This window comes from Streptococcus timonensis (assembly GCF_047460355.1).
GTDB lineage: Bacteria > Bacillota > Bacilli > Lactobacillales > Streptococcaceae > Streptococcus > Streptococcus timonensis_A.
On record NZ_JASHGL010000005.1, the window covers coordinates 80,691 to 93,017 of the forward strand.

Sequence of the window (12,327 nt, forward strand, 5' to 3'; positions counted from 1 at the left end):
ATCTAGATTAGTTTTCCACAAGCTGTGGATAACTATCAGTTCTATCCATCAGATACATAAAAAATTCCCCCAACATGTTTGAGGGAATTTTTTCTTAATACTACGAATTCTTACTTGGCCTCATACCAGGTTACCCCTTCGTTCTCATCTGCGACGAGGGGAACACTGAGTTGAATGGCTTCTTCCATGGTTTGTTTGACAAGTTTTTTAATAGCTGCTAATTCTGAATTAGGCACTTCAAGAACAATTTCATCGTGTACTTGTAACAGCATCTTAGTTTGATAACCACCTGCTAGCAAGGCTTTATCTAGCTGAATCATGGCGATTTTGAGAATATCTGCAGCCGATCCTTGAATAGGTGAGTTGATCGCTGTACGCTCTGCAAAACCACGAACGTTAAAGTTACGCGAATTGATATCTGGCAACTCACGACGACGTTTGAAAAGAGTCTCTACATAACCCTTATCACGCGCCTCACGAACGACTTCATCCATGTAATTTTTGATACCAGGGAAGCGTTCAAAGTAAGTGTCGATGTATGCTTTAGCCTCTTTACGGCTGATACCTAGGTTATTGGATAAACCAAAGTCTGAAATTCCGTAAACCACTCCAAAGTTGACAGCCTTGGCATTACGACGGTCGTTCGGAGTCACATCCTCAGGACGTTCAATTCCAAAGACCCGCATGGCTGTCGAGGTATGGATATCAGCTCCCTCTTGGAAGGCCTTGATTAAGTGCTCATCCTTAGAGATATGTGCCAAAACTCGCAACTCAATCTGTGAATAGTCCGAGCTGAGGAGGACACTGTCCTCCCATTCTGGTACGAAAGTCTTACGGATAAGGCGACCTTGTTCCAAACGAACAGGGATATTTTGCAAGTTTGGATCCACACTAGACAGACGCCCTGTCTGAGTCAAATCTTGAACATAGCGCGTGTGAATCTTGCCATCCGCTAAAATCCAGTCCTGTAAACCAATCACATAAGTGGATTGAATTTTAGCAATCTGACGATAATCTAAAATTTTCTTGACGATTGGGGCAATAGGAGCTAAGCGCTCTAACACATCCACTGCTGTTGAGTAACCTGTCTTGGTTTTCTTGGTGTATTCTATAGGGAGACCTAGCTTTTCAAAAAGTAGTTCGCCCAACTGCTTAGGCGAGTTGATGTTAAACTCCTCACCAGCCAATGCATAAATCTCTTGAGTCAGCTTTTCAATGACAACTTCATTTTCAGCCTGCATCTCAAGTAGGGTTTCTTTTTTAACCTTGATCCCAGCGATTTCCATCTTAGCAAGAACAAGGGCCAGAGGTTGCTCCATGTCATAGAGAAGGTCTAATTGTCCGTTTTCACTTAACTTTTCAAGCAATACAGGCTCTGTCTCAACCAGCACAGCAACCTTGCGAGCCAAGTGCTCCAAGAAGGTTTCTCTCTCAGGGACAGCTTTCTTGACCCCCTTACCGTAGAAGGTCTCATCATCAACCAAATAAGTTTGGCCGTAGAGACTAGCAATGGTTGAAATTTCATTATTCTCTACAGTAGATAGAAGGTATTTGGCCAAGCGACTGTCAAAAGCAAGAGCCTGCAAGTCCAAACCAAAGCGATTTAAGAGAACTTTAGCTTTCTTAAAATCATAGACTTTCAGAGGTGTTTTTTCTAGAAAATCCTTAAGAATCTGATCTTGCAGAAGTTCCAGTTTATCTGTAGCATAGAGCTTGTCTCCACAAGACCAAGCAAAACCAACCAAGTCATCTGTATGGTAGTTTTCACCAAAAAGTTCAAAGTGAAAGATAGAGTCGGCACTCAGCATATCTTCACTCACTTTGTCCACCATGGTAAAATTCAAAGTCTCAGCTTGGTTAGTCTGAGAAGCATTCAAAGCCTGCTTGAGTTGTTTAAAGCCCATCTCATCGTAGAATTTACTTAAACTTTCCACATTTGGTCCACTATAGACCAAATCATCTAGACCTATCTCGATTGGCGCTTTCGTGTCGATGGTAGCTAGTGTTTTAGACAGAAAGGCTTGTTCCTTGTCATTGACAAGATTTTCCTTCATCTTTGAAGCCTTCATGCTGTCAATATTTTCATAAATACCTTCAAGCGAGCCATGTTCTAACAAGAGCTTAATACCAGTCTTTTCACCAATCTTGGTTACACCAGGGATATTATCTGACTTATCCCCCATGAGTGCCTTAAGATCAATAAACTGAGTTGGTGTGATTCCCATCTTTTCCATGAGATATTCTGGTGTAAAGGCCTCAAACTCGGCGACACCTTTCTTAGAAATCTCAACCACTGTATGTTCATCCGTCAACTGAATCAAGTCCTTGTCTCCACTAACGATCGTCACATCAAAAGAATCCTTTTCAGCCAAGCGACCAAGAGTTCCAATGATATCATCCGCCTCATACTGGGCTAATTCATAGTGGCGAATCCCAAGATGGTCTAGCAACTCACGAATGAAGGGGAATTGCTCCCGAAACTCATCCGGAGTCTTAGCACGGCCACCCTTATAGTCAGCATACATCTCTGTACGGAAGGTCGTTTTCCCCGCATCAAAAGCAACCAAAATATGACTCGGCTGGACACGTTCCAATAGGTGATTTAGCATCAGATGAAAACCGTAGATTGCATTGGTATGTAGTCCATTGTCATTTTTAAAACGATCCAGTTGCTGGTAAAGTGCAAAAAATGCTCGGAAAGCGACTGAAGATCCATCAATCAATAATAATTTTTTCTTGTCCATACACCCATTATAAAGGAAAGCAGGGAAAAATACCATTGCTAAGAGTTAGATTATCGGGGAAAGCTTATTGAGATGATTTTTCTATTCGCGCACCATTGCTGTCAACTTGAAAATCATCGATTGTCGTATCTACTGCTAATACTCCAGAAGTATTCACATAATAGTACTTCCCTGAAACCTGGAACCACTGATCTGTTTTCATAGCTCCTGAGTTTTCAAGGTAATACCAAATGCCTTTGTCCTTCAACCAACCCGTCTGCATTTCTCCAGACGATTTCAGGTAATACCACTTGGAACCGTCTTTTAGCCAACCTGTTCTCATGGCGCCACTTGTTTGGAAATAGTACCAACTTCCATTTATCTTTTTCCAACCAAGTGCGACTTTCCCATTTTCATAGTAATACCATACCGAACCTTGTTTTTGCCAACCATTCTTAGAGGTTTCCGTTTTAATTAAGGGGATATACCGTCTGTTCCCACTTCGTGCAATATAAGTAATCCATCTAAAACCATCTTTTTCAAAAGTTTGATCATAATGAACACTCATTCCGGGTTCGTAGTAATCGAAAATAGTAGATGCCAATGATGGCTGATCCATAATTGCTACTTTTTCTGTAAAGCGATGAGTCCCGCTAGATGCTATTGTAGCTTGTGGCTGAGTAGTTCCTCCACTGGAACTCCCCGCATCCTTAAAATGGATAAATCCAGTAATGGAATTTGCCTTTACTGTTCTACGATGATACTTCCCTGTATAATCATAATTATATTCCTCAATCTCAACCATATCTCCAAGGACATTGGAAACCCAAGCAACATGCCCATAATCCCCTATATCATACCAGGCAATTGCTCCGATGCTAGGAGTTTTATCGACATGATAGCCTTCCCTTCGTGCACGATAACCCCACTCTTTAGCATTGCCATAAGCTGCTGGTAACTCAAACCCGTTAACGCTACTTAATCGAAAAGCAGCGAAAGATGTACACTGTCTGGAATACATCCGCCACTTATCAATTTCTTGACTTCCATCTTTATAATAAAGAGGATAGTCATCTCCTCGAGCAGAGGAAGCCTGTTGTGCTTGGACAGTACTGCTTCCAAAAAGAATACTTCCTCCTGTGAGGAGTGCAATAGCTCTGACTAGGCCCTTTCTAACAGTTCTCCCCTTCTTTCTTTTAGTTTCACTAAAGTTCATGTCATCTCCTTTTTCAATAGATTTTTGAGGTCGCCCTCAACTATTCATTCGGGAGAAAAAGAAAAAAGTGAGAAAGATCTCACTTTGTAGCTATTAGTCCTGATCCAAGTAACGAATCAAGTTCTTTTCAGTTAAGATATCTGAGTAAGTGAAGGACTCTACATAAACATTAGCTTGTTTATCGCCTTCAACATCTCCAAACTCAACGATAAAGAGTGAAGGATACACCTCTATCAATTTACCTAACTTATTTTTTTGGCGTTTACGACCATTTTCTAAGGTCATTTCCACCACTTGCCCTTCATGCGCCTTGATTTCTTCTTTGATTTTTTTCATCTTGGCTACATCTGTAAATGCATCTGTCATCTTTGTTCCTCCCTCTTTGAAATACTTGAAAACTTGTTATATTCTTTCTGGAAAATCAACTCTACTGTTCCACGGGCTCCACTACGGTTCTTTTCAATAATGACTTCTACCTTATTATTTGGTAGATCTTCCTCTTCTCCACCAGCTCGATCATAGTAGTCCTCACGATAAAGAAAGGCTACAATATCCGCATCCTGCTCAATAGATCCTGACTCACGAATATCAGACAGAACTGGTCGTTTATCTTGACGTTGCTCAACTCCACGGGATAACTGACTAAGGGCAATGACTGGAACTTTAAGCTCCTTGGCTAAAATCTTCAACTGACGTGAAATCTCAGAAACTTCTTGCTGTCGGTTTTCTCGTCCAGTCCCAGTGATTAGCTGCAAGTAGTCAATCAAAATCAAGCCTAAATTGCCTGTTTCTTGGGCTAATTTTCTCGCACGTGAACGAATTTCTGTGATCCGGATTCCTGGTGTATCATCGATATAGATGCTGGCCTTAGCAAGGTTACCCTGAGCAATCGTATATTTACGCCACTCTTCCTCAGTCAATTGTCCTGTACGAATCGAGTGAGATTCGACCAAGCCTTCAGCAGCCAACATACGGTCAACCAAGCTCTCAGCCCCCATTTCTAGAGAGAAGATAGCAACTGTCTTATCTAACTTAGTTCCTATATTTTGAGCGATATTCAAGGCAAATGCTGTCTTTCCGACCGCAGGACGAGCCGCAAGAATAATCAACTCCTCCTCATGCAGACCTGTTGTCATGTGATCCAGGTCTTGATAACCAGTCGCAATCCCCGTGATGTCAGAAGTTTGTTGAGAGCGAGTTTCCAAGTTACCAAAGTTAAGGTTAAGGATATCACGGATATTTCTAAAGCCACTGCGATTAGCATTTTCGCTAACATCAATCAAGCCCTTTTCTGCCTGAGCAATAATTTCATCTACAGGTCTAGAAGCCTCATAAGCTTGATTAACAGAATCCGTCAATTTAGCAATCAAGCGACGGAGCATAGCCTTTTCTGCTACAATTTTTGCATAGTACTCAGCATTAGCAGAAGTTGGCACAGAGTTGATGATTTCAACAAGGTAGGATAGACCACCGATATTTTGCAAATCCCCTTGATTGTCTAAAATGGTTCGAACCGTTGTCGCATCAATGGCCTCCCCACGATCTGACAAGTCCACCATAGCCTGAAAAATCAACCGGTGAGCATACTTAAAGAAGTCTCGAGAGTCAATATATTCTCGAACAAACACGAGTTTACTCTCATCGATAAAAATAGCTCCCAATACAGATTGTTCTGCCAAAATATCCTGGGGCTGAACTCGTAGTTCTTCTACCTCTGCCATCAGACTTTCCTTCCTTTTACAAAATTGTTACCCAAGTTGAGTTTAAGCTTCTTTTACACGAAGGTTGATGACACTCGTTACATCCTGATAGATTTTAACAGGTACATCGATTAAACCAACTGCTCGAATTGGAGCTTTTACTTGAATATGACGCTTATCAATTTTAATACCAAATTGCTTTTGGAGTTCCTCTGCAATTTTTTTGTTGGTGATTGAACCAAAGGTACGGCCGTCTGGTCCAACTTTCTCTACAAACTCAACGATTGTTTCTTCAGCTTCAAGCTTGGCTTTGATTTCTTTAGCTTCAGCCAGAAGTTCAGCATGTGCTTTTTCTTCAGATTTTTGCTTGCCTCGTAATTCACCAATAGCTTGGGCTGTTGCTTCTTTGGCAAGATTTTTCTTGATCAAGAAGTTTTGTGCATAACCTGTAGGCACTTCTTTAATTTCGCCTTTTTTACCTTTACCTTTTACATCTGCTAAAAAGATTACTTTCATTCTTCTGTCTCCTTTTCTTCTGTTTCATTAACAATAACTGTTTTCAATTTATCTCCTGCTTCTTGCAGGTTCATACCAGTCAAGCGTGCTGCTGCCAAGTTAAAGTGGCCACCACCACCCAATTCTTCCATGATTCGTTGCACGTTAATCCTACTTCGGCTACGAGCAGAGATTGAAATATCTCCTTGATCGTTCTTAGCCAAAACAAAGCTAGCTTCTATGCCAGACATGGCAAGCAGAGCATCTGCTGCTTTACTAATCACCACTGTATCATAGGTCTTAGTCTCTAACGCTTGTGCTACAAGAATAGACGGTTGCACCATCTGTCCTTGGAGGATTAATTCATTGACCAAGCGATACTCTTCAAAATCAGTTGCCGAGATATCTTGGATAACAACACTATCACTTCCACGTGTTCTGAGATAACTAGCCACATCAAAGGTTCTGCTGGTTACGCGAGATGTGAAGTTTTTCGTATCCAACATCATACCACCCATTAGAACGCTAGCTTGAATACGGCTCAAGCGCTTTTTCTTAGAGTTTTGGAACTGAATCAACTCAGTCACCAACTCACTGGCGCTACTAGCTCCGCTTTCAATATAAGTAATAACCGCATTCTCTGGGAAGTCTTGATCTCGTCTGTGGTGATCAATAACGATTGTTTGATTAAACAAGTTATAAAAATCTTTTGACAGGGTTAAAACTGTCTTAGAGTGGTCTACCATGACAAGCAGAGAACGTCTCGTTACCATCTCTGAAGCCTCTTCTAAAGTAAGAAGGCTGGAAACTCCTTCCTTGTCTAAAAGCTCAATAGCTCGACGAATGTCAGGAGACATTTGACTAGCATCATAGACTACATAGCTTTCTTCCAAGACATTGCTAGAAAACAACTGCATTCCAACTGCAGACCCCAAAGCATCCATGTCTAAATTCTTGTGACCCACAATAAATACACGGTCCACGCTCTTAAGCTTTTCAGAAATTGCGGTCATCATTGCCCTTGTTCGGGTTCTCGTACGTTTAACCGAAGCTGCTGAACCACCACCAAAGTAGATTGGATCCTTAGTTTCATCGTTCTCTCTAACAACGACTTGGTCTCCTCCTCGAACTTCAGCTAGGTTTAGGTTAGACAAGGCAACCTTACCAATACTCTCGTGATCTCCGTCCCCATAGGACAAGCCCATACTCATGGTCAGAGGAAGATTGCGTTGTTTAGCTTCTTCACGAAAGGAATCAATCATGGAGAACTTATCCTGCATCAGATGTTCCAATACAGTGTAATCTGTGAACAAATAAAATCGATCCATACCTACGCGGCGAGAAAACATTTTATAACGCCCTGCAAATTCAGCAACAAAGTTGGCAACAAAAGAATTGATATTACTAATGTCTGACTCGGATGTTTCATTTTCCAAATCATCGTAATTATCTACTGAGATAATCCCTATAGCAGGACGACTAGTAACCAACTCAACCGTTGCTTCGTACTCTCCTGAAACATCAAAAAAGTAGACAACTCCAGAAGTTTTATCCAGATGAACAGCATAGCGCTTCTCTCCAATATTGGCATAAATTCCAAGAGAAGAAAAGGCAGCTTTGATAATTTCTTGAATCTGAGTAGGATTGATTTCTCCATCTTCAGTTGTTAAGATTAACTCTGCATAGGGATTAAACCATTCAATCTCCATATTGGCCATGTTGAGTTTGATAACCCCGACAGGCATTTGTTCCAACAAAGAGTTCAGACTATCTTCAGCCTGATTATTGACATACTGAATTTGCTCAAGCTCCGTTTTTTGGTAGAATTTTTTCAGGAAATAAAACACTAGTAAAAAAGCTGCGATAAAGAAAAATAGGCTTGCTAGTATGACAAATTTATCTTTCACGAAAATCACCAAGATCGACATGATGATAAAGGCCACCATAGCAAACAAGTATATTAAAAAAGGATTTATTTCATTTTTTTTCATTCTAAACCTCTTGCGCATTATTATACCACAAATGCACTCAAAAAGCGAACTTTAGCAAGGATATCTAGGATACCGAAGTTGGTATTTCTAAAATTTTTCAATCGAAAAGGAGGACGAATGGCTCGTCCTCCTAAAATACACTTTTATATTTGCCTTAAAGAATATATTTCTAAATCGGTTATTAACCTACTTCAATTTCAACATGTTTAAGTCGTTCTTGAGCTTCAGCAACAATTGTTTCAATAATTTCTTTACATGGTTTGATTTCTTTGACCATACCTGCAATTTGTCCACTCATCATTGAACCATGTACAGTGTCTCCGTCGTATACAGCTTTAGAAAGTGATCCGATAGTAATTTCTTCAAGCTCTTCACGGTTTGTACCTTTTTGTTCAAGTTCAATATAGTGGTCTGTCATTTCGTTACGGATACAACGAACTGGAGCACCAGCAATACGACCAGTAACAGCAGTTGCCGTGTCAGTTGCTGCAAGAACAGCTTCTTTATATGCTTCTGCAATTGGACATTCGTCTGAAGCAAGGAATACAGTACCCATTTGTACACCTTGAGCTCCAAGTGTGAAAGCTGCAGCCAATCCACGGCCGTCAGCAATACCACCAGCAGCGATAACAGGGATGTCAACTGCATCCACGATTTGTGGAATCAAAGCCATTGTGTTAGTTTCTCCGATGTGTCCACCAGCTTCTGAACCTTCAGCAACAACTGCATCAACCCCTAATTCTTGCATCTTTTGAGCATGTTTAACACTAGCAACAACAGGAATAACTTTAACACCAGCTTCTTTCAAGTATGGCATGATGTGTTTTGGAGTTCCTGCACCAGTAGTAACCACTGGAACTTTTTCTTCGATAATAACTGTTACGATATCTTTGATGTTTTTCATCATCAACATGATGTTAACACCAAAAGGTTTGTCAGTTAATTTTCTCAATTCACGAATTTCTTCACGAAGTTGTTCACCAGTCATGCCACCAGAAGCGATGATTCCAAGGCCTCCAGCTTCTGATACAGCAGCAGCTAGTTGATAGTGAGAAATTTGAGCCATAGCCCCTTGGAAAATAGGGTATTTGATTTGTAAAAGTTTAGTAATAGACATATGTTTACTCCTTTATTTTTATGTCAGCTGGTGTTTGAAATGTAGCAGGCATTATTTACCTGTACCTGACAAACAAGAGAATTTAGTCATTTGTCTCCTTATACATAACTATTATAAAAAGTCTGGTCTACGATCTTGCTGTTCAGTAAATGGAATCACTGGTGGACGTGAACGCAATACATAGTTTACAAATTCTTTTCCTTCCTTATCAAACTCTGCAACTGCAAAGAATTGATCGTGATAGAAGAAGAATTTATAGTTGTTTTCAAAGGCCTGGCGAAGCCACTTATCTTTAGCTGAAATAGATTTCATAGGGTAGTCATCTACAGCTGGAACCCAAAGCGGATTGCGGTGAACGTGTGTTAGCATGAGGTCGCCCATATGGATCATTGTGTCTTCACCCTGTTTAAGCAAGATGATACAATGCCCATTACTATGACCGCTAGTATGAATCATTTGAATTTCTGGAATGATATCAATCGAATCTGAGAAGGTTGTAACTTGATCTTGAATCGGTTCCCAATTCTCTTTGAGGTAAGTTCCTCGAGTGCGATTATTAGGATTTCTCATTTCATACCACTCCACATCATTGACAATAATCTTGGCATTGGGAAACTTAGAAACAAGGTTACCTGTAGAATCAACTCTTGTCAAACCACCTGAGTGGTCATGGTGCATATGGGTCATCAATACATAGTCAATCTTTTCTGGAGTTAAGCCCAAAAGTTCTAAGCTTTCCTCTATCCTACTGTCAGATAGGATTCCCAGATTGCGTCTTTGTTTATCAGACAATTTATCCGTATCAAAACTAGCATCAATCAGGTAATTTTTCCCTTGATATTGAATGAGGATTGGATCTGTCAACTCTGACATCATATTGGCATCGTTGGTTGGGTAGTAACGAGACCAAACAACTTTTGGAACAGGTCCAAATAAAGTACCTGCATCCGTTAATTTATCAGCTCCTCGTAGCCATGTCAATATCATATCATGAAATTGATACTCTTGCAACTTGAGTTCTGTCATTTTATTACTCCTTTAGCCACTGGTGTGCTATTCTTTTTCGAATTGAGTCTCCAGATTTCCCGTAACTTTCAATAGTTTTAGCATCTTTTAAATAACGATCAATCGGAGTTTTATCCTGTGCTTGTAGCGGACCTATTAATCTGATAATCTCTTCAGAGATTTCAATAGCTACTTTGGTAGTATATAGTTTTATTTGTGAAACATACAAAGAATCATCTAACACTTGATCCTTATATGAGTTAAAATAAGCTTCTGCTGCACATAGTTTTGTATATAAATCAGCAAATTGATGTTGATAAATCGTCGCATCAATCAATCTCTTACCAAAACCACGTTTCACCTTTAGAAAAGATAAACCTTTTTCAAAAGCTCCTTCGGAAATTCCAATAGAAACTGCGCTTAAACCTAATTGAAGCTTTCGAACAAAGTCATTTAACTGTTCTTGACCAGCTAAAGTCATCCCTAATAAACTATCCTCTGATAATTCAATATCATCAAAAGAAACTGAACATACTGGTAAACCTTTTAGTCCTTGTTTAGGGATATCTTCTCCAAAGTAAACACCTGGGTCCTTAGTGTCTACGATAAAAAATCCAAACGACGGTTTCTTTTCATCATTTTCTACTTTGGCAAATATAAACAGTATATCCGTAAAACGGCAATTTGAAACAATCGATTTCTTACCTGAAAGACGCCATCCATTACTTGTTTTAGTCGCAGTTGTCATTATTAATTCTAGATTTTCTCCAAGACTTCCCTCAGAAAAACCCAGACCAGCAAGTATCTCTCCTTTTATTAATTTTTCAAGATATAGACTTTTTTGTTTGGGACTCCCATAGCGGTTAATGGGATAAATCCCATAGCAAGCCTGGGTTAATAAAACTGTCGAAAAAGCAGCAAATTCTTTTGAGATTAAACGAATAAAGGTCATGAATTCTTCACTTAAGATCGAATCTTCTTCTCTTACAATCAATGAAAAAATATCGAAAGATTCGATAAATTGATCGAATAATTCTCTTGGAAAATGATTTTTATCTTTTCTATACTCAAAATAGCTTGCAATTAGACTGCTTATCTCTGCATTATACCTTTTAGCAAGGTTATCATTGTAGACCATTACTCTTCACCCCAAGCTAATTTTCAGACAAAGGTTGATAATACCCTTTTAACAATTCTTCATACACATAGGATTCGACCTCGTTGTAGGAATCCTTGTACGGTCTACAGAACCAAACATTAAAAGGAATCGGATCATGAAAACGAACCATTTGGAAGCGACCACTATCTACAAGAGTTTCAACAGACTTCGGTAAAATTGTAATCAAATCTGATTGATAAGTAGACTCAATTAAAAAGTCCCAAGTAGATGATAAATAAGCAAACTTCATATTTATCCGTTGTGAACGAAGTTTTTCCGTCACTAAATCATAAGTCGTAAATGTTTTGTTAAATGTTGCCAAGTCATAATCAGCAAGATCAGACCAATCTAACGCTTCTTTCTGTGCTAATGGATGGTCTTTATCCATATAAGCAACATACTCGTCTAAATGAATAATATGTTGTTCAAATTTCTGTGCATCTAAATTTGTTGGTTCAATCAAAAAGGCAAGGTTTAAATCACCTTCAATCATTTTTTGGTAAATCTCTTTTCCTCCACCCTCTGTAACTTGAATGTAGATATGAGGATTTTGTCTCAAGAAATGTGGTAGAGTATTTGAAAAGAAAGTTCTTAATATCAAAGAAGGAATCCCTAGATTGATAGTTCCCTTCTGCTTTTGAGATTCAATATGAATCATAGATAGCATTTCTTCATGACGATTGACAATTTCCGTTGCAAAACGATAAATTTTTCTACCTGCTTCAGTCAAGCTTTCCAATCGACCATTTTTCCGATTAAATAATTGAATGCCCTCAGCTACTTCAAAATTTGTTACAAACTGACTTAAGGCCGATTGACTAATATGGATTTTCTTTGCTGCAATCGAAAGATTGCAACCGCATTCTACTATGTTAATGAAATAGTTCATTTGTATAATATCCACTTAGTTATCACCTTACT

At 39.4% G+C, this 12,327-nt stretch carries 10 protein-coding genes; all 10 read right to left on the minus strand.

The features are described 5' to 3' along the window. Positions 1-110: 110 nt before the first annotated feature. The 10 genes from polA to QM941_RS08520 all read right to left on the minus strand — a co-directional run bounded on the left by polA (position 111) and on the right by QM941_RS08520 (position 12,310). Complete coding sequence (gene polA / locus QM941_RS08475) at positions 111-2,744, minus strand: DNA polymerase I (protein ID WP_414340141.1); 2,634 nt, start codon at positions 2,742-2,744, stop codon at positions 111-113. 64 nt (positions 2,745-2,808) lie between these two features. After that, positions 2,809-3,939: a CHAP domain-containing protein gene (locus QM941_RS08480; protein ID WP_414340142.1), complete on the minus strand. Its 1,131-nt coding sequence runs from the start codon at positions 3,937-3,939 to the stop codon at positions 2,809-2,811. A 93-nt stretch (positions 3,940-4,032) separates the two neighbouring features. Then, the gene (locus tag QM941_RS08485) at positions 4,033-4,305 is read right to left on the minus strand and encodes a Veg family protein (RefSeq protein ID WP_414340143.1); all 273 of its coding nucleotides are present in this window, start codon (positions 4,303-4,305) and stop codon (positions 4,033-4,035) included. After that, positions 4,302-5,660: a replicative DNA helicase gene (gene dnaB / locus QM941_RS08490; protein WP_414340144.1), complete on the minus strand. Its 1,359-nt coding sequence runs from the start codon at positions 5,658-5,660 to the stop codon at positions 4,302-4,304. Before dnaB ends, QM941_RS08485 begins: the two co-directional genes overlap by 4 nt. A 42-nt stretch (positions 5,661-5,702) precedes the next feature. Then, on the minus strand, positions 5,703-6,155 hold the full coding sequence (gene rplI / locus QM941_RS08495; protein ID WP_414340145.1) for a 50S ribosomal protein L9: 453 nt from the start codon (positions 6,153-6,155) through the stop codon (positions 5,703-5,705). After that, positions 6,152-8,125 carry a DHH family phosphoesterase gene (locus tag QM941_RS08500; protein WP_414340146.1) on the minus strand — a complete coding sequence of 658 codons (1,974 nt, stop codon included), beginning with the start codon at positions 8,123-8,125 and terminating at the stop codon, positions 6,152-6,154. Before QM941_RS08500 ends, rplI begins: the two co-directional genes overlap by 4 nt. 181 nt (positions 8,126-8,306) lie before the next feature. After that, positions 8,307-9,242, minus strand: a complete 936-nt coding sequence (locus tag QM941_RS08505) for a DUF561 domain-containing protein (RefSeq protein WP_414340147.1) — start codon at positions 9,240-9,242, stop codon at positions 8,307-8,309. 111 nt (positions 9,243-9,353) lie between these two features. Beyond that, entirely contained in the window at positions 9,354-10,268 is a 915-nt protein-coding gene (locus QM941_RS08510; protein WP_414340148.1) for an MBL fold metallo-hydrolase, read from the minus strand. A gap of 4 nt (positions 10,269-10,272) precedes the next feature. Further along, complete coding sequence (locus tag QM941_RS08515; RefSeq protein ID WP_414340149.1) at positions 10,273-11,385, minus strand: acyl-CoA dehydrogenase; 1,113 nt, start codon at positions 11,383-11,385, stop codon at positions 10,273-10,275. A 16-nt stretch (positions 11,386-11,401) separates the two neighbouring features. Further along, entirely contained in the window at positions 11,402-12,310 is a 909-nt protein-coding gene (locus QM941_RS08520; RefSeq protein WP_414340150.1) for a LysR substrate-binding domain-containing protein, read from the minus strand. Positions 12,311-12,327 lie beyond the last annotated feature (17 nt).